The sequence below is a fragment of the Microbacterium lacusdiani genome (genome assembly GCF_054779895.1).
Genome location: NZ_BAAGXJ010000026.1, coordinates 1 through 25,366 on the forward strand (window position 1 = coordinate 1; position 25,366 = coordinate 25,366).

Genomic DNA, 25,366 nt, shown 5'->3' on the forward strand with positions numbered 1-25,366 from the left:
CACGGTGACCGCGCCCACGTTCACAACGAGGCCGGCCACCGAACGGTTACACCACTATGCGGGACGCCACTGGGGTCGGATGAGCCCTCACCGCCGAGCCGCGTCGGTGACGTCCCCTGGGGCGGATGCGACAGGCCAGCGTGAGACCTCCAAACGACAACGCAACGAAGCTTGCGAGCAGCGGCCCGTGCCCACGCCGTGCCCACATCCGTGACGGATTGAGGGCGAACGACGAGGGTTCACGGCACAGTGCGGTAGGCGCGTAGCCGCCAAATTACGCGGATCCCGCCCGAACTGGACCGAGACGGATCGCAGCATCTTGAGTTCATATCCCACCGTCACCGCCACCGTCGAAGCCCCCTCCTCGCGAGGGGGTTTCTGCGTTTCGGAGCGGCGCTGGTGGTCGGTCCTGCCGTGGCGCGCATCAGGAAGCATCGCTGTGAGCGCCGCGCCGCCAGGCTCCAGCCATGACTCCGGAGATGCCCAACCTGGGTGACCTGCTGCTCGACGCGATGCTGCAGGTGCCGGGGCAGCTCTGGGCGGCGGTGCAGTTGAATCCCGGTCCTTGGGCACTCGTCGGTGCCATGTTCGCCGGCCTCGTGCTTCTCAAGTGGCTCGCCGGGCGCAAGCGACCGGGAGCGCCCCGCCGACGCTGATCCAGCCCCAGCACACGGGAGCGGCGGGGTCTGCCCGGCCCGCCGCTCCTGTGTGGGTCTCTCAGCGGCCTCAGCCGAGCTTGTCGAGCGCGACCTCGAGGGCGGCCGCGGCCAGGCGGGTGCGGGTCGCGCCGGTCGCGTGGACGTCTCGCAGCGCGGCGCCGATCGTGGCCGACACGTCGCCGAAGATGGCCTCGTCGGTGAGCGGCCCGGTGCCCTCCATGAGGTACGCGAACACGCGGGCCATGCCGGCGTTCGCGATGAAGTCCGGGATGACCGCGAGGCGCTCGTCCGCGTACGCGTAGGTCGCGCCGTAGAAGATCTCCGGATCGGCGAAGGGCACGTTCGCGCCGCTCGCGATCACCTGGACGCCGGCCGCGACGAGCCGGTCGATCTGCTCCCGGGTGACCAGGCGCGACGCCGCGCACGGCACGAACACGTCGGCGGGCGTGTCCCAGATGCGGGCATCGACCTCGTCGAACGGCAGCAGGTCGTCGGCGGCCAGCGCGTTGCCCTGCTTGCGCAGGTACAGCTCGCGCACCTCCTCGCGCTCCATCCCGTCGGGGCGGATGACGCCGCCCGCCCGGTCGATCACGCCCACGATGCGCGCGCCCGCGTCGGCCAGGAACCATCCGGCGGCCGAGGCGACGTTGCCCCAGCCCTGCACGATCACGCGCTTGCCCGCGAGGTCCTCGCCTGTGAGCGCGCAGTGGTGGCGCACCGACTCGGCCACGCCCCATCCGGTGACGAGGTCGGCGACCGTGTAGCGGCGCTCCGGCGACGGCGTGAAGCGGGGATCGGCGACCACCCGCGAGACGCCCTCGCGGAGGCGGCCGATGCGGCGCACGCGGTGCGCGTCCTCGCCGGTCGCCCCGCCGTAGTGGCCGTTCGCGACGCCCTCGAGCGGATGCCACACGCCGAGCGGCTCGGTGGCCGGCACGACGTCGGAGAGCTCGTCGACGTTGAGGTCGCCGCCGGTGCCGTAGTACGTCTTCAGCAGCGGCGCGACCGCGCGGAACCAGCGGTCCAGCACCTCGCGGCGCCGCGGGTCGCGCGGGTCGAAGTCGATGCCCGACTTGGCGCCGCCGGTCGCCGGGCCCGACACCGTGAACTTGACCTCCATGGTCTTCGCCAGCGACACCACCTCGTCGCGGTCGAGACCGGCGCGCATCCGCGTGCCGCCGCCCGCGGCGCCGCCGCGCAGCGAGTTGATCACCAGCCAGCCCCGCGCCGGGGTCTCGGCGTCCTTCCACTCGAAGACGATCTCGGGGTGCTTCCCCTCGAAGGCCTTCAGTCGCTCCAGGACCGTGACGCCGCCATCGCCGTCGCTCATAACCCGTGCACACCTCTCCATCGATCGCGCCCCCTCGTCGGGGCGCCGAACACGAACACGGATGATGATCCGTGCCGCCGAAGGGCTTTGCAACTGTGCTTCGGATCGCTGCTCAGTCTGCACAGGATGTCGACTGACCGCGGACCACAGCTATGCAGACTGTCTAGCGTGCACCCGCGCGCGCGGGGGTGCGGCGGCCGTCCGTCCGGCTCGGCTCGACACCCGCCGCCAGTGCGAGCAGCGGCAGGGTCTTGCCCTCGAAGCACGTCGTCAGGATGAGCTCGCTGCGCGTGCGCTGCACGACCGGGATCGCCGCGATCCGGTCGATCACGTCCTGCAGGTCGGCGTTGCTGCGCACCACGATCCGGGCCAGGATGTCCGCCTCGCCCGCCGTCGTGTACGCGTCGATGATCTCGGGGATCGCCTCGAGGGTCGCGTGCAGCGCCTCGCGCCCGGCGCCCTGCTCGATCTGGATCTCGCACATCGCCATCACCCCGAACCCGAACGCGGCGGGTTCTAGCTGCGGCGCGTCGGATCGGATGACGCCCGCGGCGTGCAGCTTGTCGAGCCGGGCCTGCACGGTCGCGCGGGCGACGCAGAGGCGGCGCGAGACCTGCACGATGCTGATGCCGGGGTCGCTGCTGAGCAGGCTGACGATGTCGTGGTCGAGCGGATCGAGCTTCATGGCGCCGACCATACAACCTGACTAGTCCTCGCGACAGATGGTCGGTGATCCTGTGCAGTCTGCTCGTTCATCCGGATGCTGATTGTCATGCGATCCGCGGATCCGTATCGTTGCCGCCGCAATGGCGCAGACGCTCCTCCCGCACGCCGCAGGAGGGCCACAGGAGGCAACACACCCATGAACGCACGCATCGTCCCGGCCGCGCTCGCGGCCCTCGGGCTGCTCACTCTCACCGCATGCGGATCCGGCGGCGGCGCCCCGGAGGGCGCGCCCGGCGCGCTCCGCATCGGCATCTCGCAGATCGTCCAGCACCCCGCGCTCGACGCGGCGCGCGAGGGCTTCAAGCAGGCGCTCGAGGACGCCGGCATCGAGGCGGTCTACGACGAGCAGAACGCGCAGGGCGAGCAGGCGACCGCGACGACCATCGCGACCACCTTCGCCACAGAGGGCGTCGACCTCGTGCTCGCGATCGCGACCCCCACGGCGCAGGCCGCTGCGCAGTCGATCGCCGACATCCCCGTGCTGTTCACGGCGGTCACCGACCCGGTCGAGGCCGGACTGGTCGCCAGCTTCGACGCCCCGGGCGCGAACCTCACCGGCACGAGCGACATGAACCCCGTGGCCGAGCAGATGGACCTGATCGCCGAGGTGCTGCCCGACGCCGAGCGCGTGGGCATCGTGTACAGCTCGGGCGAGGTCAACTCCGAGATCCAGGTCGGCCTGGCCAAGGAGGCCGCCGAGGAGCTCGGCCTCGAGATCGCCGAGGCCACCGTGACGAACTCGAGCGAGGTCGGCCAGGCCGTCGCGTCGCTCGGCGATGTCGACGCGATCTACGTCCCGACCGACAACCGCGTGGTCGAGGGCCTCGAGGCCGTGGTGCAGCACGCCGAGGCGAACGGCATCGCGCTGTTCGGCTCCGAGATGAGCCAGGTCGAGCGCGGCGCGATCGCGACCTACGGCATCGACTACACGGCGCTCGGCTACCAGACCGGCGAGATGGCCGTCCGCGTGCTGACCGACGGCGCGGACCCCGCCGAGATGCCCGTCGAGACGCTCGCGAAGTACACCCTGGTGATCAACGAGGCCGCCGCCGAGCGCCAGGGCGTCGAGCTCCCTGCCGCCGTCGTCGAGCGCGCCGACGAGATCGTGGAGTGACGCGGCCATGACCGGCACGCTCGAACTCGGGCTCCTGTTCGCGATCACCGCGCTCGGGGTCTACCTCACCTTCCGGGTGCTGAACTTCCCCGACCTGACGGTCGACGGCAGCTTCACGACCGGCGCCGCCGTCGCGGCCTCGCTCATCGTCGGCGGCGTGCCCGCGCCGCTCGCCACCCTCGCCGGCACGGCGTCGGGCGCGGTCGCGGGCGCCGTGACCGGCCTGCTGTATACGAAGGGCCGGATCGACGGCCTGCTCGCCGGCATCCTGACGATGATCGCGCTGTGGTCGATCAACCTGCGGATCATGGGCAAGTCCAACGTGCCGCTGCTGCGCGAGGAGACGGTCATGACGCCCCTGCGCGAGGGCGGCCTGCTCGGCTCGCCCGTCGCGATCCTGCTGTTCGCGGTCGGGGTGTTCCTGCTCAAGGCCCTGATCGACTGGTTCCTGCACACCGACCTCGGCCTCGCGATCCAGGCGACCGGCAACAACGAGCAGATGATCCGCAGCTTCGGGGTCAACACCCACGGCACGACCATCCTGACGCTCGCGCTGTCGAACGCGCTCGTCGCGCTGAGCGGCGCGCTGATCGCCCAGTACCAGGGCTTCGCCGATGTCAGCATGGGCATCGGCCTGATCCTGGTCGGCCTCGCGTCGGTCATCATCGGTCAGGCGATCTTCGGCACGCGGACGGTCATCCTCGCGACGCTCGGCGTGATCGCGGGCGCCGTGCTCTACCGACTCGTGATCTTCTTCGCACTCGCCGCGGGGCTCAACCCGAACGACATGAAGCTCATCTCGGCCGTTCTCGTGGTGGCGGCGCTGCTGCTGCCGCGATGGGGATTCCTCAAGCGGCTGCCGAAGCTTCGCTTCGCCGCCGCCCGCGGATACGGAAAGGCCGCCTGATGCTGCGCATCCACGACGTCACGAAGACGTTCTTCCCCGGCACGGTCAACGAGCGCGTCGCGCTCGACGGGCTGTCGCTCACGCTCGAGGCCGGCGACTTCGTCACCGTGATCGGCAGCAACGGCGCGGGCAAGTCCACGCTCATGAACGCGATCTCGGGCCGGATCCCCGCCGACTCCGGAACGATCGAGATCGACGGTCGCAGCGTGGGGCGCCTGCCCGACCACCGCCGCGCGCGCTTCGTCGGCCGGGTGTTCCAGGACCCGATGGCCGGCACCGCCCCCGACCTCACGATCGAGCAGAACCTCGCCCTCGCCCTGCGGCGGGGGCGCGGCCGCGGCCTCGCGATGGGCGTCACGCGCGGGCGCCGCGAGCTGTTCCGCGACGAGCTGCGCGCGCTCGAGCTCGGCCTCGAGAACCGCCTCAAGGCGCGCGTGGGCCTGCTCTCGGGCGGTCAGCGCCAGGCGCTGTCGCTGCTCATGGCGAGCTTCACCAAGCCCGACATCCTGCTGCTCGACGAGCACACCGCGGCGCTCGACCCGCAGCGCGCCCAGCTCGTGACTCAGCTGACGAAGAGCATCGTCGAGCGCGACGGCCTGACGACGCTCATGGTCACGCACAACATGGAGCAGGCGCTGCAGCTCGGCAACCGGCTCGTGATGATGCACGAGGGCCGGATCATCCTGGAGCTCGACGTGCAGCAGAAGCGCGAGGCGACCGTGGACACCCTGCTCGGCGAGTTCGCCAAGATCAAGGGCGCCGTGGTCGACGACCGGACGCTGCTCGGCTGAGGCCCGTGCCCTGCGAGACCCCCTCCGCGCGAGGGGGTCTCGTGCATCACGGTTCCCGTAGGCTCGACGCTCATGGCCCTCGGCGCGACGATGCACACCTTCGACGTCCAGCTCGCGGATGTGGACCGCGGCGTCTACGACGAGCTCTCGCTCCGGGTGGCGCGGCATCCGTCCGAGACCGACGCGTACATGGTGACGCGCCTGCTTGCGTACTGCCTCGAGTACGAGGAGGGGATCGCGTTCAGCGAGGGCCTCTCGCAGACGGATGAGCCCGCGGTCGTCGTGCGCGACCTCACGGGCGCGCTCGTCGCGTGGATCGAGGTGGGCGCGCCGGATGCCGAGCGGCTGCACTTCGGCAGCAAGGCCGCCGAGCGCGTCGCGGTCTACACGCACCGCGACCCGGAGAAGGTGCTCGCGCAGTGGGCGGGCAAGCGCATCCACCGTTCCGAGCACCTCGTGCTGCGCAGCTTCGACCCCGGGTTCGTCGACGCCGCGGTCGCCGCGCTCGCGCGCCGCAACGCCATGACGCTGTCGGTGACCGAGGGGCAGCTCTACCTCGACCTCAACGGCACCTCGCTGACCTCCGCCGTGCACGAGCACCGGATGGAGTGACGCCCGCGCGGCGCGTGTGAACCGGTGCCGTCCGGCCCTTTTGGGCGCGGATAAGGGCCGAAGCGCACCGGGACCCTGCGGGCCGGGCGCCGTGTCCCCGCCCGGGTGCATGATGGGCGCATGCGGCTGAGCGCACTGGTCGAGGCGACCGACGCGGTGGCGGCGACGTCGTCGCGGCTGGCGAAGATCGCCGCGCTCGCCGCCGTGCTGCGCGAGCTCGAGCCCGACGAGATCGGGCCCGCGATCGGGTTCCTCACCGCGAGCCCGCGGCAGGGCCGGATCGGCGTCGGATGGCGCGGGCTCGCGGGCCTCGCTGTCGAGCACGCGGATGCGCCGACCCTGACCGTGCTCGACGTCGACGCGGCGCTCGACCGGCTCGCCGCCGCGGAGGGGCGCGGTTCCGTTGACGCGCGGCGGCGCGAACTCGAGGGTCTCGCCGGGCGCGCGACGGCGTCGGAATGGGACTTCGTGTCGCGGGTCATCCTGGGCGAGCTGCGCACCGGCGCGCTCGAGGGCGTGCTGCTGGACGCGATCGCGAAGGCGGCGGAACGGGAGGCGTCGAGCGTGCGGCGGGCCGCGATGCTGTCGGGCGACCTCGGCGAGACCGCGCGCATCGCGCTGACTGGCGCGGCCGAGGAGCTCGAGGCGGTGGGGCTCCGGGTCGGCCGGCCCGTGATGCCGATGCTCGCATCGACCGCGGGCTCCACGGCCGAGGCGCTCGCGACGCTCGGCCGCGAGGCGTCGGTCGAGTACAAGCTCGACGGCGCGCGCATCCAGGTCCATCGCGACGGCGACGACGTCCGGATCTACACGCGCAGCCTCGCGGATGTCACGCACCGCGTGCCCGAGATCGTCGAGGCGGTCCGTGCGCTGCCGGCCGAGCGGGTCATCCTCGACGGCGAGACGCTGTCGCTCGACGAGGACGGCGGGCCCCGCCCGTTCCAGGAGACGATGTCGCGCTTCGGGTCGGAGGCCGCCGCGGCCGTGGCGCTGCGGCCGTGGTTCTTCGACATCCTGCACCTGGACGGGCGCGACCTGATCGACGAGCCGCTGTCGACGCGGCTCGAGGTGCTGGAGAGCGTGGTCGGCGCATCGCGGATGCCCGGGATCGTCACGGATGACCCGGACCGCGCCGAGGAGCTCTCGCGGCAGGCGCTCGCCGCGGGACACGAGGGCGTGATGGTGAAGGCGCTCGACGCGACGTACGCCGCCGGGCGGCGCGGCAAGAGCTGGCTCAAGGTCAAGCCCGTGCTCACGTTCGATCTCGTCGTGCTCGCCGTCGAGTGGGGGTCGGGGCGTCGCCGCGGCCAGCTGTCGAACCTGCACCTCGGCGCGCGGGACCCCGAGGGCCGGTTCGGCGAGCCGGGCGGCTTCGTGATGGTGGGGAAGACCTTCAAGGGGCTGACGGACGCGACGCTGCGCTGGCAGACCGAGCACTTCCCGACGATCGAGACCCACCGCACCGCCTATGCCGTGCACGTGCGCCCCGAGGCCGTGGTCGAGATCGCGATCGACGGCGTCCAGCGCTCCAGTCGCTACCCCGGCGGCATCGCTCTCCGCTTCGCCCGCGTGAAGGGCTACCGCCCCGACAAGCTCCCCGCCGAGGCCGACACGATCGAGTCGCTCCGCGCACTGCTGCGCGGCTGATCCCGATCCCCGCACGCGAAGCGGTGCGATCCGGTCCTTATCGCGCGGGATAGGGGCCGGATCGCACCGGAACGGCGGCGGCCGTCTCACGGGCAGTCGACGCGCGGGTTCCAGTCCTCGAACATGCCGTCGGGGTTGTGCTTCCAGAGCCACACGTGCAGCTCGTAGAACGCGGGCAGCCCGTAGCGGTTCTGCGTCACGGGCTCGTCCGGACCGGGCATCCGGTGCAGCGTCTGCCCGAACAGCTCCGGAACGACGCCGCCGAGCATGGACTCGAAGGCGACGTACTCCACCGCGACGAGGTGGAGGCGGCCGTGCCTGTCGGGCTCGTACACCAGCACCTCGGGCATCGCGGGATCCAGCGCCGGGTCGAGCACCAGGTCGACGTCGACGTAGTGGATGCCCATCCCGCCCGCGGGCGAGTCGATGCACGCGATGCCGGCGGCGTCGACGAGCTCGCCGTAGCCGGCGGCGATGGCGGCGTCGACATCGGCGAAGCGGGCGGTCGCGGCCCGCACCTCGGCGAGCTCGGCCTGCGACGTGAGGTCGCCGGAGCCATGCGCGTGGGCGGCCGGAGCCGCGCCGGCGAGCAGCAGCGCCGCGGCGAGCAGCGCCCCCGCGAGGCGCATCCGCGCGCGCATCACGCACCTTCCTTCACGGGGAAGATCTCGTCGGCGACGAGCCCGTGCGCCTCGCGGTGCACGCGGTTGGCGGCCTCGGCGTCGGGGGCGTCGACCAGGCAGAAGATCCTGCCCGCGCCCTCGTCCACCCAGTACCGCAGGTACTGCACGTCGTGCGCGGCCTGCGTCTGCAGGTCGGCGGCGTGCGCCTTGGCGACGTCGTCCATGCTCACGGCCGAGCCGAGCGTGTGGACGTCCATGTAGAGAGGCATTCCGTGCTCCTTTCCGAGCGGTCGATCCGATGCCTCCAGCACAGCCCGCACGCGCGCGCGGGGGATCGGCGACCGGTGCCCGGTTTCCGGATCGCGGTTGCCCGGTTTTCGACGACGGGTTCAGCCGGCGACGGTTCAGCCCGCGACGGGGACCAGACCCGAGCGGCGCGCGGCCTCCGCTGCCTCGGCGCGCGAGGCGACACCGAGCTTCGCGAGGATCGCCGACACGTGGTGGTCGACCGTGCGCACCGACAGCACGAGGCGGCGGGCGATCTCCTCGTTGCTGAGGTGCTCGCACAGCAGCGCCAGCACATCCTGCTCGCGGCGCGTCAGGTGCGCCGGGTGCGCCCGGGTGGCGGATCGGGATCCGGCGGGGATCGCGCGCAGACCGAGCTCCCGCATCCGGCGCCGCACGGCCCGCACCGCGGCGGTCGCGCCGAGCCGGTCGAACCGCGCGATCGCCTCGCGCAGGTCGGCCTCGTCGTCGGAGAACGCGAGCACGAGGGCGGCGTGGTTCACGTATCCGATGCGCTCCCACGCGGCCACGGCCTCGCGGCGCCTGCCCGCGAGCTCGTGGCGCGGCGCGTCCCAGACGTCGGCGGCGTCGATGTCGCGGGCGGCCGGGCCCAGCAGGCGGTGCGCCCATTCGAGCACCGAGTCGCGGATGCATCCCACGGTCCCGGGTGCGAGGTCGAGCGCGCGGGCGGCCTCGCGTCGCGCGGCGTCGAGGTCGCCGGCCAGCCAGTGCGCCTCGACGAGGTTCAGCGCCGACTGCACCTCGTACTGCGGCTGGCCCGAGCCGCGTGCGATCGCATCGGCCTCGCGCAGCAGCTCCATGCCTCGCGGCTCCCCGCGCCGGGACCGGATGCGCCCGGCCACCGACAGGCACGTGTACCGGTTGAGGGGCGTGAGCGGCATGCCCGCGGTGCCCTCCGCCATGTCCAGCGCCTCGTCCCAGTCGCCGCGCCATTCCACGATCTCGGCGTGCTCCATCCGCAGGCACCATCCGAAGCTGAGCGCATCGTGGGCCTCGCAGAACGCCCAGCCCTCCTCGTACACGGCGATGGCCTCGTCGATCCGCTGCTCGGAGCCGAGCGCCCAGTGCAGGTTGTTGAACGCGCGCCCGGCCTGGTCGGCGACGCCACCCTCGAGCGCGATGCGCAGCGCCTCGCGCATCGGCGGCTCCCAGTCCCCGCCCGTCACCGCGAGCGAGCACGCCAGGGTGTCCAGCGCGTCGGCCTGCACCCCCGGAAGGCCGAGCCTCTCGCCCAGCGCCTGGGCCCGGCGCGCGAGCACGACGGCGTCGTCGTCGCGACCGTTGAGCATCCGATCGCCGGCCAGCTGCGCCAGCGCCGCCGCGTACTCGCGGGTGTCGCCGTGCGCCTGGAGCAGCTCGAGCGCGCGCTCCGCGGTCGCCGTCGCGCCGGCGCCGTCCGCGACGCGGAGCTGCGCGCGGGCGAGGCCGCGCAGGCTGTCGCCCTCGCGCACGGTGTCGCCGAGCCCGCGCCACAGCTCGCTCGCCTGACGCCGCGCGTCCAGGGCCCGCTCCCCCTGATCGACCACGGCGGCCTCGGCGGCGAGCGCGTCGAGGAGCTCCGCACGTTCGCGCTCCGGCAGCCCGTCGGCGTGACGCAGGGCACGCTCGAACTGGACGAGCGCCTCCCGGTGCGCGCCCAGGGCGGCCGCCTCGCGACCGGCGCGGCGCGCGTGCGCCACGGCGCGCGCGGCGTCGCCCGCGCCCTCAGCGTGGAACGCGAGCCGTGCCGGATGCGCGACCTCGAGCTCTTCCAGCGCGGTGAGGATCGCGCGGTGCAGCGCCTGTCGCCTGTGGGGCGGGATCGCCTCGTCGACCGCCCGGCGCGCCAGCTCGTGCCGGAAGGCGAACGCGTCGGTCGTGGCGCGGATGACGCCGCAGGTCAGCATCTCGTCGACGTCGCGCGGCGCCGCCGAGCCGACCCGGCCGAGCAGCGCGGGCGGCACCGTGAGGCCGATCAGGGCGGCCGCGTCGAGCGCCTCGCGCGCGGGAGGCGAGAGGCGTGCCGCGCGGGCGAGCACCAGCTCCCGGATGGACGACGGCATGCCGTCGCCGGGCCCGGATCGCAGCAGCTCGCTCACGAAGAACGGGTTGCCGCCGGTCGCGCGGAACAGCTCGCCGCCGTCGACGCCCCGCCCGGCGGCGAGCGCGTCGATCGCGTGCGCCGACAGCGGAGGCAGGTCGATGCGCCGGGTGGTGCGCATCGCGCCGAGCTGGGCGAGCACCTCGAGCAGACGTGGCCGCGGCTCGTCGTCGCGGAACGTCGCGATCAGCAGCACCGGCAGGTCGCGCACCCGGCGCCCGAGGAAGCGCAGCAGGTCGAGCGTGGCGTCGTCGGCCCAGTGCACGTCCTCGAACACCGCGCAGGTCGGGGCACCGCCGCCCGCGAGCGCCTCCCGCGCCGCGTCGAAGAGGCGCTCGCGCGGGGCGCCGTCGCGGCACATCCGGTCGAGCTCCAGATCGAGCTGCGGCGCGAGATCGACCAGTGCCCCGAGGGGTCGCGGCGTCGTCAGCGGATCGCACGCGCCCCAGGCCCAGCGGGCGCCGGGCACTCTCCGCTCGAGCGCCTCGACCAGCGTCGACTTGCCCACGCCGGCCTCGCCCGCGACGAGCACGAGACGCCCGGCGCCGGCGGCCGCCTCGGCCGCGTACTCCTGCAGGGCCCCGAGCTGCGCGTCGCGCTCGAGCAGATCCATGCGCGAAGGCTACTCCCGAGCGCCCGTCACGGATACGGGCCGACCACGCCAGGGGATACCGGGTTCTCAGGGCCGGATGCGCCGGATGGACCTGAGAAGCCGGGATCCCCGGACGAGGACTCTGCAATAATCTGCGTATGGATGCAGATAAGCGGACATGCGGGCGGCTGCCGGACAGCTCGTTCGTCGAGCTCGCGGTCGAGGTGTTCGGGATGCTCGCGGACGCGACGCGCGTGCGGCTCATCCTGGCGCTCAAGGAGCACGGCGAGCTGTCGGTGAACCACCTCGCCGACATCGTCGACAAGAGCCCCGCCGCGGTCTCGCAGCACCTCGCGAAGCTGCGCCTGGCGCGCATGGTCGCGACGCGGCAGGACGGCACGCGCATCTTCTATCGCCTCGTGGACGAGCACGCCGCGAAGCTCGTGACCGAGGCGATCTTCCAGGCCGAGCACGCGCTCGGCACGCCGCACCACGACCGCGCCGAGGCGGCGACGCCGTGACCGCGCACGCCCACGAGCACGCCCACCCGCACGATCACGGCGACCACGACCACGGCGACCACAGCCACGGCCACGCTCACCCGCGCGGCATCCGGGGCTTCCTGCACGAGCTGTTCGTGCCGCACACGCACGACCCGGCCGACTCGGTCGACGACGCGCTCGAGGCGAGCGCGCAGGGCATCCGCGCGCTCCAGGTGAGCCTGGTCGCGCTGCTGCTGACGACCGTGCTGCAGCTGGTCGTCGTGCTGATCAGCGGATCCGTCGCGCTGCTCGCCGACACCGTGCACAACTTCTCGGACGCGCTCACGGCCGTGCCGCTGTGGATCGCGTTCCTGCTCGGCCGCCGCGCGGCGACCCGGCGCTATCCGTACGGCTACGGCCGCGCGGAGGACCTCGCGGGCCTGTTCATCGTGTTCGTCGTCGCGCTGTCCGCCGTCGTGGCGGCGTGGCAGTCGATCGACCGGATCGTCCACCCGCAGCCGCTCGAGAACCTCGGCTGGGTGATCGCGGCCGGGGTGATCGGCTTCCTCGGCAACGAGGCCGTCGCGATCTACCGGATCCGGGTCGGCCGGCGCATCGGATCGGCCGCGCTCGTCGCCGACGGCGTGCACGCCCGCACCGACGGGTTCACCTCGCTCGCGGTCGTGCTGGGCGCGCTCGGCGTGATGGCGGGCTTCCCGCTCGCCGACCCGATCGTCGGCATCCTGATCTCGCTCGCGATCGTCGTGCTGCTGTGGGGGACGGTGCGCAGCGTCGGGCGCCGCATCCTCGACGGCGTGGAACCCGAGCTGCTGGAACGCGCCGAGCACGCCCTCGCCCACGTCGACGGGATCGACCGCGTCGAGCAGGTGCGCCTGCGCTGGGTCGGCCATCGCCTGCGCGGGGACGCGCTGATCGCGTTGACGGATGTGCCGCTCGCCGAGGCCGAACGGATCGCGGCCGAGGCCGAGCGGCAGGTGCGCGCGCACATCCGCGGCGTCGACGAGTTCCGCGTCACGCCCGTGACGGAGTAGGCGTCAGTAGTTCCCCATCACCGCCACGCACACGCCGAAGAGCACGATCGGCGCGATGGCGATGCTGCACAGCATGCCGGTGCCGATCGCGCGACCAGGTCGCCAGACCAGCAGTCCGATGCCGCCGAGCGCGATCAGGGCGAGCAGGCCGCTGCCCACGAAGAATCGCCACTGCTCCCCGCCGCTCAGCCAGAGGAGCACGGCGACGACCTCCAGCACCACCCCGGCGCCGAAGCCGGCCAGCACGCCCCAGCCGAACGAGAGCCCGAACAGCCCGCGCGGCTCGGGCGGCGGAGCGTAGCCGTACGGCGCGCCCGGCGGGGCGTACCCCGGCGCGTAGGACTGCGGGTGGGGCGGGGAGCCCGGATGGCCCGGTTGGCCTCCATACGGTGCGGCGGCGTCGGCGGGCGCGGCCCCGGGTGCCCCGGGCGCCCCCGGCGTCACCTCCGGCGGGTGCGCGCCGGGTGGGATGGGCGGCTTCGGCGGCGGCTGCGGCGACGGAGGGACCGGCGGGGGCGGCCCCGGCTGGGGCGCGGCGGGGGGATGCTCCGGCGGGCCGGGCGGGACGGGCGCACCCGGCGCGGGCGGCACGGGAGAGCCGGGCTGATCCGGCTCTGTGGGGTGGTCAGGCGTGCTGTTCACTCGGCGCGGTCCTCTCTGACGGGGCGGGTGCCGGCGCCACGCCGGCGGTGCGGAAGCGCCCGGTGCGGATCATCCAGGCGATCCGGGGGAACAGGAGGGGCATGGTCGCCAGCAGGAACAGCTGGGGCCGCGTGAGGCCGAGCCACGCGATCTCGTTGCCGCGCACGAACTCCACGGCGAAGCGGAACACCCCGTACGCCGCGATGTACAGCGTGAGCGTCTCGCCCGGCGCGATCGACCGGTGCCGGAGCCAGAACCACAGCAGCGCGAACGCCACGGCGTGGAACGCGATCTCGTACACGAAACTCGGGTGCAGCGGCACGCCGGCGACCGACCCCGTGTACGCGGCGGCATCGGCGTCGAGGACGACGCCCCACGAGGCCCCGGTGGGCGTGCCCGGCTCCTCCGTGAGCAGGCAGCCGATCCGCCCCACGGCCATCGCGAGCGCCACGGCGGGCGCGAACAGGTCGCCCGTGCGGTGCGGGTAGCGGACGATGCGCTTGGCCACGTGCACCCCGAGCCACGCGCCGACCAGCGCCGAGAGCATCGACGCGTTGCCGTACGCGAGCTGGTCGACCAGGCTCAGGTTCTTCGCCGGGTCCAGGTTCTGCGCCCACGTGCCCAGCCGCGCGAGCACGGACGCCCCCACCAGCGCGCCGAGCACGAGGTACCAGATGCGGTGGTCCGACACCCGGCGGCGCCGCTTCTCGGTCACGAAGATCAGGCCCGCGGCGAGCATCCCGAGCGCGACGAACGCCGAGTGGGTGTCGACGCGCGGCAGCCAGCCGGCGAGGTCCTGCAGCGTCGGGAACATGGCGTCACCCCAGCAGGCGCATCCAGAGCCCCACCCACAGCGGGATGGCGGCTGCCGACAGGATCGCGATCACCCAGAGGTACAGCAGCACCAGGCGGGTGTCGCCGAGCTTGCAGCGCGAGCGCAGCAGGCCCGCGCGGCGGGCGCGGGTGTAGCCGGCGATCGCGATGCCGGCGAAGGCCAGCACCGCGAGCGGGCCGAGCAGGCACGCGAGCAGCGCGACGGTCGTGTACACGCAGAGCCGCAGCGGATCGAACGACGGCGCGGGATCGCCGACCGTCGCGTCGTACTGGTTCAGCCCGTGCACGCTCACGTCGCCACCACCGGAAGCTCGCGGCGTGTCTCGCGCACCGGGGTCAGCGTCTCGGCCCGGTCCCGCGATCCGGTCGCGGTCGACAGGCGCGTACGGCCCAGCGGCGCCCACGCCTGCACGGCGCAGAACGGCGCGCACTGGTGCGCATCCGTGGTCTCGTTCACGGTCGCCACGTGCACGCAGCACTGCGTGAGCCGCTCCTCGATCATCGTGTGGATGTCCATGAAGGGCTTGACCGTGATCCGCTTGACGCGCTCGCCCATCATCCGGCGCAGGCGCTCGTGCTGACCCGGCAGGCGCGAGGCGGCGAGCGTCGCGAGCGTGCCGATGCCCAGGTCGCACGCCTGGCAGATGTCGCGCCAGATGTCGGTCATCGACGGGTGCGACAGCGACGACTGCTCGCTCAGCAGGTCGAGCAGCGACGTCTTGACGACCTCGCGGATGCGCTTGTTCACCTGCGAGTCCGCGATCCGGTTGGCGATGAGGTCGGGCTCCAGGTCGAGGAACTGCTTGAGGCGATCGTGGCCGATCAGCCCGACGAGCGACTTCCACTCGCCCGCGTCGTCTTTCAGCAGGTAGCCGACCGAGCAGCAGTGCGGATGGCTGCACGGCAGCGCCGTGAGGTCGCGCCACGTCACGAGGTCGTCGGTCTGCGGCCCCAGCCGCGCGAGCACGCCCGTGTGGGTGAGGCGGTCATCCGGATCGATCCCCGCCGAGCGCCCCGAGCCGAACACGGGCTGGATCGTGACGCCGCCCACGAACGGGGTGTCGAGCGCGCGGCGGATCACGGCGCCGATCTCGCCGTCGTTCACCCCGAGCGCGGCCGTCATCGTCAGGGTCGTGAAGACGCCCGCCGCCGACAGCCGCTCGAGCGCGCGCTCCTTGAACCGCCGGATGTCCGCGCCGCGGTGGTACGCCGAGGCCTCCTTGGACTCGCCGTCGTACTGCAGGTAGATCTCGATCCGCTGCCGGTGCTTCCTCAACACCTCGACGAACGCGTCGTCCTGCGCGATCCGGAGCCCGTTCGAGTTGATCAGGATGCGCACCACCGGGCGCGCGACCAGGTGCTCGAGAAGCTGCTCGAGCCACGGGTACAGCGTCGGCTCGCCGCCCGAGAGCATCAGCACATCGATGCGGCCGTTCTCCTTGGCCAGGCGCGCGTCCACCGACGCGAGCACCTCGGCGAGGGGAGCGACCGCGCTCGCCGCGGGGCTCGACTCGGCGAAGCAGGTGGGGCAGCGCAGGTTGCAGTGATCGGTGATGTCCTCGAGCAGGATGCACGTGTGCTGCGTCTGCATCTGCGGCAGGCCGTCCTCATACGCCGACGGCACCGGCTTGAAGTTGCCGATGAGATCGGGCGCGTGCACCTTGGTCGGCGCGGTCCACTGCTCGAGGTACGTGAGGATCTCGGCCGACTCGTCGTACATCGTGCGGATCAGCCCGTGATCGGGGCATCCCCGCTCGAGCCAGATGCGTCCGTCCCGGTTCGCGAGCCACCCCGACAGCCGCCGCACCTCCGAGAGCGGGCGATCCGGATCCTCCTCGTGGCAGCGCGGGCAGAACGCGTTGACGTACCGGTGGATGCGGTAGTCCCGCAGCGGCATCCCGGCGCTGGGCTGGCTCATGCGATCACCCTAGGCCCGGGCGTCCCGCCGCGTCTGTCCTCCGTTCGGAGGCGCGCGGGTCGGGCGGGCGTTTCGTCTCCGCTCCTTCGTCGCTCCGCTCAACGACCGGGCGCTCTCGGTCGTTGAGCGGAGCGAGCGCCAGCGAGCGGAGACGAAACGCGTCGAAGCATCCCGCGCAGGAGTAGCGTCGAGGACGTGACGGGCTCGATGGAACGGACGACGCCGTGACCACGCTGGTGCTGGTGCGGCACGCGAAGTCGGACTGGGGCGATCCGCGGCTCGACGACCACGACCGCCCGCTGAACGACCGGGGCCGAAGGGATGCGCCGCGCATGGCGCGCCGGCTGGCCGAGACGGGCTTCCGCCCCGACGCGATCCTGTCGAGCACCGCGCTGCGCGCACGGACCACGGCCGAGGCGTTCGCCGCCGAGCTCGGCGTGCCGGTGGCCCTGGATCCCGGCCTGTACGGCGCGCCCGCCCGCGCGCTGCTCGCCGCCGCGGCGGCCACGGGGCTGCCCGCCGTGATGGTGGTCGCGCACGACCCAGGGATGACCGCGCTCGCCGAGGAGCTGTCCGACGGCGCCATCGGCCACATGCCGACCTGCGCGGTCGCGACCTTCACCTGGGACGAGGACGACTGGGACGTGGCGACCGCGATCGAGCCGTCGTCCTGGACGTTCGACTCGCCGCGCTCCTGACGCCCGCGATCCTCAGCGCGCGCGGGCGCGGCGCTCGAGGTACTGCATCGACTGCGCCGACGACGAGACGAGCGCGCGCAGCGAGCCGCCCGGCAGCGCGCGCGGGTGGCCGGCCGGCAGGTAGGCGCGCAGCAGCGCATCCGAGATGCGGTGCGCGGTCTCCTGCAGCAGCGCCGCCAGGCGCCGGGGCGACGCGCCGTCGTTCGGGACGACCGCCCCGAGCGCGCCCACCACCACGTCCTCCGACCCGCGCACCGGCACGGCCAGCCCGCGCGAGGCCGGGTGGATCCAGCCCTCCGCGTCGGCGTACCCGTGCGCGCGCGTCGCGTCGACCGCCGCGCGCAGCTGCTCGGCGGTCTGCGGCCCGGCGGACGTCATCGGCCGGATGCCGCCCTCCAGCACCGCGTCGAGCAGGCCCGGCTCGCCGAAGGCCAGGAACACCAGGCCGCTCGACGACAGCTGGATCGGGATGCGCCCGCCCACGATCGACCCGTTGATCACCGCATCCGGGGCGGAGATCCGCTCGATGATCAGCACGTCGGTGTCGATCCGCACCGCCAGCTGCACGTGCTGCCCGACCTCGTCGTGCAGGCGGCGCAGGTAGGGCTCCGCGATCTCGCGCAGGCCGAGGGCGCCGGGCGTCTTGCTGCCGATCTCCCACAGCCGGTTGCCCAGCCGGTACGTGCGTCCGGCGACGGGCTCGAGCAGGCCGTGCGCCACGAGCTCCGTCACGATGCGATGCACCGACGACAGGGGGATGCGCGAGCGCCGGTGGATCTGCGTGAGCGTGAGGAACGGCGCGTCGGCCGCGAACGCGTCGAGCACCGCCAGCACGCGCGTGAGCGCGGAGGCTCCGTCGGACGATCTCGCCATCCGGACCTCCTGGGATGCTTCGGCGGTTTCGACTCGGTCGCTGGCGCTCCCTCGCTCAACCAGCATGGGGAACGCTTCCGTTGAAAGGAAGAGGCGATTCCGATCGCCGTCGGCGGTTCCTAGGCTGACCGGCGACATCCTGACCCGCATCGATCGAAGGAGATCGACATGTCCGAGACACTCGCACAGGGGCTCGCCCGCGTCGGTGATCCGGTCGAGCTGCTGCGCAACGTGGACTACCCGGCGTTCACGTTCCCGGTGCATCCGGAGTTCAGCAACTGGCGCTCCGAGTCGCGGTCGTGGAACGAGACCGTCGCGCTCATGGACCAGTCGCACCACATGACCCAGCTGTTCCTCACGGGCGCCGACATCGCCGAGGTGCTGAGCCCGATCGCGGTGAACACGTTCACGAACTTCCGGCCCGGCGTCGCCAAGCAGCTCATCTCGGTGGATCACGAAGGTCACGTGATCGGCGACGGCATCCTGTTCAACCTGAACCACGCGACCGCGCAGGGCGAGACGGTCGTGCTGATCGGCCACCACGTGCTGATCGACTGGGTGCGATTCCACGTCGAGCGTTCGGGCAAGGACGTCCGGTACCGCCTCGAGGGCAACTCGAACATGCGCGAGGGCGACCCGACGTTCTACCGCTACGAGCTGCAGGGCCCGCGCGCGCACGACGTGCTCGAGAAGCTGCTGGGCGGCCCCGTGCCCGAGGTGAGGTTCTTCCACATCCACGACTTCGCGTTCGCGGGCACGACGGTCCAGGGGCTCCGGCACGGCATGGCCGGGCAGCCGGGCTTCGAGTTCTTCGGCCCGTACGCCGAGGGCGAGACGGTGCGGCAGGCGCTGCTCGATGCGGGCGCGGAGTTCGACATCGTGCGGATCGGCGCCAAGGCGTACTCGGTCACGCCGCTCGAGTCGGGCTGGGTGCCGACGCCGTTCCCGGCGATCTTCGGCGACGACCCGCTGTTCGTCGAGTACCGCGAGTGGCTGCCGCTGGCCCGCGCCGGATCGATCGGCGGATCGCTCTACGGGCCGGTCGAGGACTTCCTCCTGACGCCGTACGACCTCGGGCTCGGCCGCTCGGTCAAGTTCGACCACGACTTCATCGGCCGCGAGGCGCTGGAGCGGATCGCCGAATCGCCCACGCGCCGCAAGGTCACGCTGATCTGGGACGCCGCGGATGTCGCGGAGATCGTCGAGTCGCAGCTCACGCCCGGCACGCCGGCCAAGTACCTCGAGTTCCCGAAGGCGCGCTACGGCTTCTACCAGTTCGACGAGGTGCGGCAGGACGGCCGCCGCGTCGGCGTCTCGACGGACGCGGGGTACGTGGCGTACGACCAGCTCTACCTGTCGCTCGCGTCGGTCGATGTGGATGTGCCGGACGGCGCGCGCGTCGAGGTCGTGTGGGGCGAGGAGCCGAACTCGCGCAAGAGCAACGTCGAGCCGCACGTGCAGGCCCGCATCGGCGCCACGGTCGCCCCCGCGCCGTACCACCACTACGCGCGCACGACCTACCGCGACCTGTGACACCCGGCCGTGGCCCCGACCTGCCGCATCGTTCCGGCAGGTCGGGGCCACGAGCGCCGGTCAGGCGGTGGCGTCGTCCTCGCCCTCGGCCTGCGAGGGGTGGCCCTCCGGGCGGAGCGTGTCCGCGTCGTGCGGGTCGTCGGGGTCCTCGCCCTCGGCCTGCGAGGGGTGCTGGCCGCCGCCGTAGCTGTACTCGTGGTGGCCGCCCACCTCGCCGCCGCCCAGGGTCGCGCCGCCCTGGTTGGCGTCCTCGACGCCGAGGTCCGCGCCTCCGCCGGCCGGCGGGACGTCCGTCGGCGGGTCGGCCATGCCGGGCTCGTCGTCCAGCTCGGCGGGACCGTCCTCGATCACCGGGTCCTCGCCCGTCGAGAGGTCCGGATCCTCGCTGACGAGGTCGTCCTCCGGGCCGCGGTGCTCGTTCGGGTCGGTCGTGTTCTCGCTCATGTGGCACCTCCATTCGGTGCCGCCAGCGTCGCGCGGCGCGCCGCGGCCGCGCCAGGGGATTGACACGGCACGCGGCCGGCATCCGGAGACGGGTTCGCTAGTCGCATTGGAGGATCTGATCGCAGAACTTCGTGGTCCGAACCGCGATGTTAAGTCCCTCGCGATCGAGTCCAAGGGTGACGACTCCCAGTACGCGGCCATCTCGGTCCAGGAGTGGGCCACCTGAATTCCCGTGATTGACAGCAGTGTCCGTCTGGTAGGCATCCGGATAGACGTTGGAGATGATCCCTCTTGTTACCGAATTCGGGAGCAAGCCCAGCGGTGATCCGATTGCGATCACGGGGTCGCCAATCTGCGCATCTCGTGCATCAGAAAGCGGTGGCAGCTTTGCGGAGGTGGAGATCGTGGCGAGATCGTTCTTTGCATCCCAACCCCACACGTATCCCTCCACCTCCGTCTGGTCCGAGCGGACGAGGATTACAACGCGGTCTTCGTCGAAGGTGCACGATTCGATGACGTGATGATTGGTGAGAATGACGGAACTGTACCCATCGGGCGGTGTGGCGTTGTAGGCGAACCCAGTGCCAGCGCCGTTGCCGCAACGGACGGTGACGATCGAGGTGAGGGATGCGTCGTAGATCGCTCTGACGTCGAAATCCTGTGCGCGCGGCGTCTGCCCTTGTTCAGTCAGATCAGCGAGTCGCTCGGTATGCTGCTGGAGGGTTTCGCGAAGTTCGGTGATTTGGCTTCTCGCATCCGCGAGAACTGCGTCGATGAGTGCGATAGACGCAACCGCCAAAGTCGCGGTAAGAATGGCGATCGCCAAGGCCCATCGTGATTGGCGCCGTGCTCGCTTAAGATCTCGCCCCGGGGGCGACGTGCTCGTGCCTGTGCGTGTCTGCATGTAGCGTCGAGCCGTCCACTGGGCATAGGCCTCTCGGAGCTTTGCATCGTCCCCGAGGAGCGATTCCGCCTCCTCGTCGCTGATCTCGATGCCGATCGCTTTTCGCGCGTATTCATTCGCCAAGCAGGATCGGAACTGCTCGATTGACATCTCCACGGCGGAATCATCGCAGACGGCGTCGCGCGCCGCGCTACTCGCGCGCCAGGGGTGACACGGACGCGGCCGGCATCCGGAGACGGGAGACGTGGATGCCGGCCGCGCGTGTGGGGCCCGGACATGACGCGGCGCGCGGGCGTCCGTGCTCCGCGCGCCGCGACCGAACCGGGCGGTTCAGGGGGTCAGAAGTCCTCGCCCTCGGCCTGCGAGGGGTGCTTGTCGAACCAGTAGGGGCGGCCGAGGTGGAGGAGGGCGTCGGTGTCGAACTCGTGCTTCATGGGTGTCTTTCGTTTCGTGAGCGGCGGATGGGGTGACGGTCAGTACGCCTGGGCGCGCTGACCGACGATCAGGTGGATGAGGGCGAAGCGGCCCTCGCGCTGGGCCTTGAGCGCCGCGGCGACGGCGGCGGGCACGTCGGCGTCGCGCTCCACGCGCACGCCGAAGCCGCCGAAGGCGACCGCCATGGCGGCGAAGTCGGGGTTCACGAGCTGGGTGCCCGAGATGCGGCCCGGGTGGTGGCGCTCCTGGTGCGTGCGGATGGTGCCGTACTCCTGGTTGTCCATCACGACGACCAGGGGAGCGGCGCCGTACTGCCGCGCGGTCGCGAGCTCCTGGCCGTTCATGAGGAACTCGCCGTCGCCCGCGATCGTGACGATCTGGCGGCCGGGGAAGCGCAGCGACGCGGTGACGGCCGAGGGGATCGAGTACCCCATCGAGCCGTTGCCCGCGCTCACCATGGCCGGGTACTGGCGGACCGGGAAGTAGCGGTGGGCCCAGTTCGTGTGCTCGCCCGCGCCCAGCGTGACGAGCGCGTCGTCCTGCAGCTGCGGCACGAGGTGCGCCATCAGCGTGTCCATGCGGGCGGGCGCCTCGGCGTCGGTGCGGGCGGACGGAAGGGCCGCGAACTCCTCCTGCTGGCCGCGCATCCGGGCGGTCCACTCGGCCCACTCGGGCTTGGTGGGCACGTCCAGCGCCTGCAGGTCGCGGACGAACGCGCTCGGCTTGGCGACGATCTGATGCGACACGGCACCCGAGCGCCCGCGCAGCGAGGCGTCTATCGTGATCAGGAAGTTGCGGCGGTGCCAGCCCTGGCGGGCGATGTAGCCGCTGGTCAGCACGTCGCCGGGGACCGTCCCGACGAAGACCAGCAGGTCGGTCTCCTCGAACAGGTCGTAGGTGGGCTTGGGGCGGCCGTACCCGATGGGGCCGACGTAGCTCGGCGAGTCGAAGCCCACGACGCCCTCCGTGCGCCACTCGGCCGCCGCGGCGATGCCGTGCTTCTCGAGCCACGCGGTCAGCTGCGCCGACGCCTCGGGGGTCCAGTCGCTGCCGCCCGTGACGAACAGGGGCTTCTCGGCCTCGCGCAGCGCCTCAGTGAGCGCGGCCGCGTCGGAGATCGAGACGCCGCCGGCGGCGACCGGGATCGGCGGATGCACCGTGACGGGCACCTCGCGCCGGATGACGTCCTCGGGCAGGCCGACGACCACCGGGCCGGGGCGGCCGGAGCGGGCCGCGAAGATCGCCTCGGCGACGGTCTCGGATGCGCGCTCGGCCGAGTCCAGCACCAGCACGCGCTTAGCGCCCTTGTCGAACCAGCCGTGGATGTCGAACTCCTGGAACGCCTCGCGCCCGCGGTGGTCCATCGGGATGAGTCCGACGAACAGCACGAGCGGGGTGGAGTCCTGCCAGGCCGTGTGGAGCCCCACCAGCGCGTTCGCCGCCCCGGGGCCGCGCGTCACCATGACGATGCCGGGCAGGTCGCTGAGCTTGCCCTCGGCCTCGGCCATGTAGGCGGCGCCGCCCTCCTGGCGGCACACGATCGTCTCGATCGACGAGGTGTGCAGGCCGTCGAGCACCTCGAGGTAGCTCTCGCCCGGCACGACGTACGCGCGCGGGATGCCGTGCTCCTCGAGCGTGCGGACGATCGCGTGGCCGGCGGTCTCCGTGGTCGGCAGGGCGGGGGCCGTCGTGGCCGGGGTCTCCAGAATGCTCGTCATCGTCGCTCCGGGAAGTCGGTGGGGTGGACACCAGATTCCCACCGCGCACAACGGTTCTTGCCCGTCCCAAGTCCCGAAAGATCACGCGATCTTTCGCGAACGATGAAGTATCGGCCCCCGCTCGTCGCGGATCAGGACCAGCGGGCGATCAGCGCGCCCAGCAGCGCGACCCCCGCGGCGGCGATCGCGACCGCGCCGTAGCCGCCCGCGGCGGTCGCAGCGACGGGGCCGAGCGTCGGGCCGAGCGCCGCGACGATCGTGATGGGCGCGGCGAACACGCCGTTGATCGCGCCGTAGTCGCGCGTCCCCCAGCGCTCGGCCACCGCGGAGCCCTGCACGAGCGTCTGCGCGCCGCGCACGGCGCCCGCCGCGACCCCGATCCCGATGAGCAGCCACACCGGCCCCGGCACGGCGGCGAGCAGCAGCAGTGCGAGGGCCGCGAGCGCGGACGTGACCGTGAGGGCGATCCACGGCGGCGCGCCATGCGGCAGGGCGACGTAGATCAGGCGCCCGATCACCTGGCCCGCGCCCAGCAGGCCGAGCCCCCAGGCCGCGAGGGTGTACGTCATCGCCTTCTCCAGGAAGAGCGGGATGGCCGCGAGCGTCACGGTGTAGAGGGAGGCCGCGAGCAGCAGCGTCGAGATCTCGAGCGCCCAGAAGCGGCGCGAGAGCAGCACGGCGCGCAGGGCCGCGGGCGGCTCGTCCTCCGGGGCGGACGGCGGCGCGGGCGGCCAGCGGCGCTCGAGAGTGAGCCAGTGGACCGGCGCGGTCACGGCCGCGAGCACTCCGGCCAGCACCAGGAAGGTCGTCCGCCAGTCCGTGACGGTCAGCAGCGCGGCGACGATCGGGGCGAACACGGTCGAGGCGAGCCCGCCCGCGAGCGTCAGCACGGTCATGGCGCCGCGGCGGTGCCGCCGGTACCGGTGGGCCAGCACGGTGAACGCCGCCTGGTACAGCACCGCCGACTGCGCGGCGCCCGCGACCAGCCATCCGATCCCGAACACCACCGGATCCGGCGCGAGGGCCACGATCACGAGCCCGCCGGCCCCGGCGATGCTGCCCACGGTCATCGCGCCCCGCGGCCCGCGGTCCAGGATGCGCCCCACGGGCACGCCGAGGATCGCCGAGGCGATGAGCCCGAGCGAGAACAGCGCCGTCACGAGGGCGAGCGGCCATCCGGTGTCGTCGGAGATCGCCGGCGCCGCCACGATGAGCGCGTAGAACAGGATGCCCCAGCTCACGAGCTGGGCCAGCGAGAGCGCGGTCAGGCGCCCGGCCTGCCACGCCTCGGCGGTGGCCGGCGGGTGGGCCCCGACCGGTGGTGCCGGATCCGGGCCGGTCACGCGGGGTCGGCGGTGAGGCGGGCGGCGAGCCCCTCGACCGCGGCGCGGATGTCGTCGCGCAGGCCGCGGATGCCCGCGTCGTCCCAGCTCGCCGGGTCGGGGAACACCCACTCGACCAGCTCGCCCCGCACCGGGCCGGGCAGCTGCAGGCCCGGCTTCATCGTGACGACCACGTCGGCCGTGGCGAGGTCCTCGGCGGTGACCGCGCGCGGGAGCGCCTGCGACGCGTCGATGCCGAGCTCGGCGAGCGTCGCGACGGTGGTGGGGCTCGGCTCGGCCGCGGGTGCGACGCCGCCGCTGATCGCGCGGAGCCGGTCTCCCGCCACATGGTCGAGCAGGTGGGCGCCGAGCTGCGAGCGGCCGGCGTTGTGCGTGCAGATGAACAGCACGGTGGGTCGCGCGTCGGCCCCGCGGGCGTCGGTCGTGGTGTCGGTCATGGCTCGCCTCTCTGCTCCTGCGTCACACGCTAGGCGCCCAGGGTTGCGCGCGAGTGAACCGCCGCGCGCAGACAGAGGTGCCCCCGCGCGGCTCCCGGGCATCCTGCGTGGGGGCTTCGGGATGCCGACGGGCGGGTGCCGCGCGGGGGCGAGGGTGCGACGGCGGTTTCGGGTTCCGGCGTCGCGTCGGGGGGGGGTCAGGGGGCGGCGGGCGCGATCTCGGCGATCAGGGCCTCGACGCGGGCCTTGATCTCGTCGCGGATGGGGCGCACGGCCTCGATGCCCTGGCCGGCCGGGTCGTCGAGCTGCCAGTCCTCGTAGCGCTTGCCGGGGAAGATCGGGCACGCGTCGCCGCAGCCCATCGTGATGACCACGTCCGACTCCTTGACGGCGTCGACCGTGAGGACCTTCGGGGTGTTCCCCGCGATGTCCACGCCCTCCTCGGCCATGGCCTGCACCGCGACGGGGTTGATCTCGTCCTTGGGCGCCGAGCCGGCCGAGAGGACCTCGACCCGGTCGCCCGCGAGCGCCTGCAGCCATCCGGCGGCCATCTGCGAGCGCCCGGCGTTGTGGACGCACACGAACAGGACGGTGGGCTTGGTGGCGGTCATGGGCGCTCTCCTCGATTGGCGGGGTGTGCCTAAAGCATAGATCACGATCTATGTG

General features: G+C 72.5%; 26 protein-coding genes. 10 read left to right on the forward strand and 16 right to left on the reverse strand.

What is annotated here, in order from left to right; all coding sequences use genetic code 11:
• Positions 1-467 precede the first annotated feature (467 nt).
• A complete protein-coding gene (locus ACYVGN_RS11440) occupies positions 468-656 on the forward strand; it encodes a hypothetical protein (RefSeq protein ID WP_460790880.1) in 189 nt (62 codons plus the stop codon).
• A gap of 70 nt (positions 657-726) precedes the next feature.
• Here ACYVGN_RS11440 and ACYVGN_RS11445 read toward each other — a convergent pair whose 3' ends face one another.
• Both ACYVGN_RS11445 and ACYVGN_RS11450 read right to left on the reverse strand, forming a co-directional pair.
• A complete protein-coding gene (locus ACYVGN_RS11445; RefSeq protein WP_460790882.1) occupies positions 727-1,989 on the reverse strand; it encodes a Glu/Leu/Phe/Val dehydrogenase dimerization domain-containing protein in 1,263 nt (420 codons plus the stop codon).
• 163 nt (positions 1,990-2,152) lie between these two features.
• Complete coding sequence (locus ACYVGN_RS11450) at positions 2,153-2,674, reverse strand: Lrp/AsnC family transcriptional regulator (protein ID WP_460790884.1); 522 nt, start codon at positions 2,672-2,674, stop codon at positions 2,153-2,155.
• Positions 2,675-2,851: 177 nt separating this feature from the next.
• On the opposite strand from ACYVGN_RS11450, the gene ACYVGN_RS11455 reads away from it, so the two are divergent.
• From ACYVGN_RS11455 to ACYVGN_RS11475, 5 genes are all read left to right on the forward strand, one after another.
• Positions 2,852-3,829: an ABC transporter substrate-binding protein gene (locus tag ACYVGN_RS11455; protein ID WP_055988891.1), complete on the forward strand. Its 978-nt coding sequence runs from the start codon at positions 2,852-2,854 to the stop codon at positions 3,827-3,829.
• A 7-nt stretch (positions 3,830-3,836) separates the two neighbouring features.
• Positions 3,837-4,736, forward strand: coding sequence for an ABC transporter permease (locus ACYVGN_RS11460; protein WP_460790886.1), 900 nt, complete (start codon positions 3,837-3,839; stop codon positions 4,734-4,736).
• Complete coding sequence (locus tag ACYVGN_RS11465) at positions 4,736-5,527, forward strand: ABC transporter ATP-binding protein (RefSeq protein ID WP_460790887.1); 792 nt, start codon at positions 4,736-4,738, stop codon at positions 5,525-5,527. The genes ACYVGN_RS11460 and ACYVGN_RS11465 overlap by 1 nt, the downstream gene beginning before the upstream one ends.
• Positions 5,528-5,599: 72 nt before the next feature.
• Positions 5,600-6,139, forward strand: coding sequence for a YaeQ family protein (locus ACYVGN_RS11470; RefSeq protein WP_460790889.1), 540 nt, complete (start codon positions 5,600-5,602; stop codon positions 6,137-6,139).
• 120 nt (positions 6,140-6,259) lie between these two features.
• Positions 6,260-7,786 (forward strand): ATP-dependent DNA ligase, encoded by a 1,527-nt coding sequence (locus ACYVGN_RS11475; protein WP_460790890.1) that lies wholly within the window; start codon positions 6,260-6,262, stop codon positions 7,784-7,786.
• Positions 7,787-7,872: 86 nt separating this feature from the next.
• Here ACYVGN_RS11475 and ACYVGN_RS11480 read toward each other — a convergent pair whose 3' ends face one another.
• The 3 genes from ACYVGN_RS11480 to ACYVGN_RS11490 all read right to left on the reverse strand — a co-directional run bounded on the left by ACYVGN_RS11480 (position 7,873) and on the right by ACYVGN_RS11490 (position 11,408).
• Positions 7,873-8,427, reverse strand: a complete 555-nt coding sequence (locus ACYVGN_RS11480; RefSeq protein ID WP_460790891.1) for a hypothetical protein — start codon at positions 8,425-8,427, stop codon at positions 7,873-7,875.
• The gene (locus ACYVGN_RS11485) at positions 8,427-8,678 is read right to left on the reverse strand and encodes a DUF4242 domain-containing protein (RefSeq protein ID WP_055988897.1); all 252 of its coding nucleotides are present in this window, start codon (positions 8,676-8,678) and stop codon (positions 8,427-8,429) included. The genes ACYVGN_RS11480 and ACYVGN_RS11485 overlap by 1 nt, the downstream gene beginning before the upstream one ends.
• 135 nt (positions 8,679-8,813) lie before the next feature.
• Complete coding sequence (locus ACYVGN_RS11490; RefSeq protein WP_460790893.1) at positions 8,814-11,408, reverse strand: ATP-binding protein; 2,595 nt, start codon at positions 11,406-11,408, stop codon at positions 8,814-8,816.
• 137 nt (positions 11,409-11,545) lie between these two features.
• Here ACYVGN_RS11490 and ACYVGN_RS11495 point away from each other — a divergent pair, with 137 nt between their 5' ends.
• Together ACYVGN_RS11495 and ACYVGN_RS11500 are read left to right on the forward strand one after the other, a co-directional pair.
• Positions 11,546-11,908 (forward strand): ArsR/SmtB family transcription factor, encoded by a 363-nt coding sequence (locus ACYVGN_RS11495; RefSeq protein WP_460790895.1) that lies wholly within the window; start codon positions 11,546-11,548, stop codon positions 11,906-11,908.
• A complete protein-coding gene (locus ACYVGN_RS11500; protein ID WP_460790897.1) occupies positions 11,905-12,921 on the forward strand; it encodes a cation diffusion facilitator family transporter in 1,017 nt (338 codons plus the stop codon). The genes ACYVGN_RS11495 and ACYVGN_RS11500 overlap by 4 nt, the downstream gene beginning before the upstream one ends.
• Before the next feature lie 3 nt (positions 12,922-12,924).
• On the opposite strand, the gene ACYVGN_RS11505 is transcribed toward ACYVGN_RS11500, so the two are convergent.
• From ACYVGN_RS11505 to ACYVGN_RS11520, 4 genes are all read right to left on the reverse strand, one after another.
• Positions 12,925-13,365, reverse strand: a complete 441-nt coding sequence (locus ACYVGN_RS11505; protein ID WP_460790899.1) for a hypothetical protein — start codon at positions 13,363-13,365, stop codon at positions 12,925-12,927.
• Positions 13,366-13,546: 181 nt separating this feature from the next.
• The gene (locus ACYVGN_RS11510) at positions 13,547-14,377 is read right to left on the reverse strand and encodes a prolipoprotein diacylglyceryl transferase (protein WP_460790901.1); all 831 of its coding nucleotides are present in this window, start codon (positions 14,375-14,377) and stop codon (positions 13,547-13,549) included.
• 4 nt (positions 14,378-14,381) lie between these two features.
• Positions 14,382-14,690 (reverse strand): hypothetical protein, encoded by a 309-nt coding sequence (locus ACYVGN_RS11515; RefSeq protein ID WP_205829532.1) that lies wholly within the window; start codon positions 14,688-14,690, stop codon positions 14,382-14,384.
• Positions 14,687-16,315: a radical SAM protein gene (locus ACYVGN_RS11520; RefSeq protein ID WP_460790902.1), complete on the reverse strand. Its 1,629-nt coding sequence runs from the start codon at positions 16,313-16,315 to the stop codon at positions 14,687-14,689. The genes ACYVGN_RS11515 and ACYVGN_RS11520 overlap by 4 nt, the downstream gene beginning before the upstream one ends.
• A 224-nt stretch (positions 16,316-16,539) precedes the next feature.
• Here ACYVGN_RS11520 and ACYVGN_RS11525 point away from each other — a divergent pair, with 224 nt between their 5' ends.
• Positions 16,540-17,013, forward strand: coding sequence for a SixA phosphatase family protein (locus ACYVGN_RS11525; protein WP_055988904.1), 474 nt, complete (start codon positions 16,540-16,542; stop codon positions 17,011-17,013).
• Between the two features lie 12 nt (positions 17,014-17,025).
• Here ACYVGN_RS11525 and ACYVGN_RS11530 read toward each other — a convergent pair whose 3' ends face one another.
• Positions 17,026-17,886, reverse strand: coding sequence for an IclR family transcriptional regulator (locus ACYVGN_RS11530; protein WP_055988905.1), 861 nt, complete (start codon positions 17,884-17,886; stop codon positions 17,026-17,028).
• Positions 17,887-18,054: 168 nt separating this feature from the next.
• Here ACYVGN_RS11530 and ACYVGN_RS11535 point away from each other — a divergent pair, with 168 nt between their 5' ends.
• Positions 18,055-19,419 (forward strand): aminomethyl transferase family protein, encoded by a 1,365-nt coding sequence (locus ACYVGN_RS11535; RefSeq protein WP_460790904.1) that lies wholly within the window; start codon positions 18,055-18,057, stop codon positions 19,417-19,419.
• Positions 19,420-19,479: 60 nt separating this feature from the next.
• Here ACYVGN_RS11535 and ACYVGN_RS11540 read toward each other — a convergent pair whose 3' ends face one another.
• The 6 genes from ACYVGN_RS11540 to ACYVGN_RS11565 form a co-directional block, all read right to left on the reverse strand.
• Positions 19,480-19,863: a hypothetical protein gene (locus ACYVGN_RS11540; RefSeq protein ID WP_055988907.1), complete on the reverse strand. Its 384-nt coding sequence runs from the start codon at positions 19,861-19,863 to the stop codon at positions 19,480-19,482.
• Between the two features lie 97 nt (positions 19,864-19,960).
• On the reverse strand, positions 19,961-20,917 hold the full coding sequence (locus ACYVGN_RS11545; RefSeq protein WP_460790942.1) for a S1C family serine protease: 957 nt from the start codon (positions 20,915-20,917) through the stop codon (positions 19,961-19,963).
• Between the two features lie 323 nt (positions 20,918-21,240).
• Positions 21,241-22,920 (reverse strand): thiamine pyrophosphate-dependent enzyme, encoded by a 1,680-nt coding sequence (locus tag ACYVGN_RS11550; protein WP_460790906.1) that lies wholly within the window; start codon positions 22,918-22,920, stop codon positions 21,241-21,243.
• Between the two features lie 131 nt (positions 22,921-23,051).
• Positions 23,052-24,263, reverse strand: coding sequence for an MFS transporter (locus tag ACYVGN_RS11555; protein ID WP_460790907.1), 1,212 nt, complete (start codon positions 24,261-24,263; stop codon positions 23,052-23,054).
• Positions 24,260-24,700, reverse strand: a complete 441-nt coding sequence (locus ACYVGN_RS11560) for an arsenate-mycothiol transferase ArsC (RefSeq protein WP_460790909.1) — start codon at positions 24,698-24,700, stop codon at positions 24,260-24,262. Before ACYVGN_RS11560 ends, ACYVGN_RS11555 begins: the two co-directional genes overlap by 4 nt.
• A gap of 197 nt (positions 24,701-24,897) precedes the next feature.
• The gene (locus ACYVGN_RS11565; RefSeq protein ID WP_460790911.1) at positions 24,898-25,311 is read right to left on the reverse strand and encodes an arsenate reductase ArsC; all 414 of its coding nucleotides are present in this window, start codon (positions 25,309-25,311) and stop codon (positions 24,898-24,900) included.
• Positions 25,312-25,366 lie beyond the last annotated feature (55 nt).

Bases quoted from the DNA above. Each gene is read 5' to 3' on its own strand.
- ACYVGN_RS11485 (WP_055988897.1), bottom strand. From the start codon at position 8,678: ATGCCTCTCTACATGGACGTCCACACGCTCGGCTCGGCCGTGAGCATG.
- ACYVGN_RS11510 (WP_460790901.1), bottom strand. From the start codon at position 14,377: ATGTTCCCGACGCTGCAGGACCTCGCCGGCTGGCTGCCGCGCGTCGAC.
- ACYVGN_RS11450 (WP_460790884.1), bottom strand. From the start codon at position 2,674: ATGAAGCTCGATCCGCTCGACCACGACATCGTCAGCCTGCTCAGCAGC.
- ACYVGN_RS11445 (WP_460790882.1), bottom strand. From the start codon at position 1,989: ATGAGCGACGGCGATGGCGGCGTCACGGTCCTGGAGCGACTGAAGGCC.
- ACYVGN_RS11490 (WP_460790893.1), bottom strand. From the start codon at position 11,408: ATGGATCTGCTCGAGCGCGACGCGCAGCTCGGGGCCCTGCAGGAGTAC.
- ACYVGN_RS11540 (WP_055988907.1), bottom strand. From the start codon at position 19,863: ATGAGCGAGAACACGACCGACCCGAACGAGCACCGCGGCCCGGAGGAC.
- ACYVGN_RS11440 (WP_460790880.1), top strand. From the start codon at position 468: ATGACTCCGGAGATGCCCAACCTGGGTGACCTGCTGCTCGACGCGATG.
- ACYVGN_RS11455 (WP_055988891.1), top strand. From the start codon at position 2,852: ATGAACGCACGCATCGTCCCGGCCGCGCTCGCGGCCCTCGGGCTGCTC.
- ACYVGN_RS11535 (WP_460790904.1), top strand. From the start codon at position 18,055: ATGTCCGAGACACTCGCACAGGGGCTCGCCCGCGTCGGTGATCCGGTC.
- ACYVGN_RS11530 (WP_055988905.1), bottom strand. From the start codon at position 17,886: ATGGCGAGATCGTCCGACGGAGCCTCCGCGCTCACGCGCGTGCTGGCG.
- ACYVGN_RS11475 (WP_460790890.1), top strand. From the start codon at position 6,260: ATGCGGCTGAGCGCACTGGTCGAGGCGACCGACGCGGTGGCGGCGACG.
- ACYVGN_RS11560 (WP_460790909.1), bottom strand. From the start codon at position 24,700: ATGACCGACACCACGACCGACGCCCGCGGGGCCGACGCGCGACCCACC.
- ACYVGN_RS11460 (WP_460790886.1), top strand. From the start codon at position 3,837: ATGACCGGCACGCTCGAACTCGGGCTCCTGTTCGCGATCACCGCGCTC.
- ACYVGN_RS11545 (WP_460790942.1), bottom strand. From the start codon at position 20,917: ATGTCAATCGAGCAGTTCCGATCCTGCTTGGCGAATGAATACGCGCGA.
- ACYVGN_RS11495 (WP_460790895.1), top strand. From the start codon at position 11,546: ATGGATGCAGATAAGCGGACATGCGGGCGGCTGCCGGACAGCTCGTTC.
- ACYVGN_RS11470 (WP_460790889.1), top strand. From the start codon at position 5,600: ATGGCCCTCGGCGCGACGATGCACACCTTCGACGTCCAGCTCGCGGAT.
- ACYVGN_RS11550 (WP_460790906.1), bottom strand. From the start codon at position 22,920: ATGACGAGCATTCTGGAGACCCCGGCCACGACGGCCCCCGCCCTGCCG.
- ACYVGN_RS11565 (WP_460790911.1), bottom strand. From the start codon at position 25,311: ATGACCGCCACCAAGCCCACCGTCCTGTTCGTGTGCGTCCACAACGCC.
- ACYVGN_RS11520 (WP_460790902.1), bottom strand. From the start codon at position 16,315: ATGAGCCAGCCCAGCGCCGGGATGCCGCTGCGGGACTACCGCATCCAC.
- ACYVGN_RS11480 (WP_460790891.1), bottom strand. From the start codon at position 8,427: ATGCGCGCGCGGATGCGCCTCGCGGGGGCGCTGCTCGCCGCGGCGCTG.
- ACYVGN_RS11465 (WP_460790887.1), top strand. From the start codon at position 4,736: ATGCTGCGCATCCACGACGTCACGAAGACGTTCTTCCCCGGCACGGTC.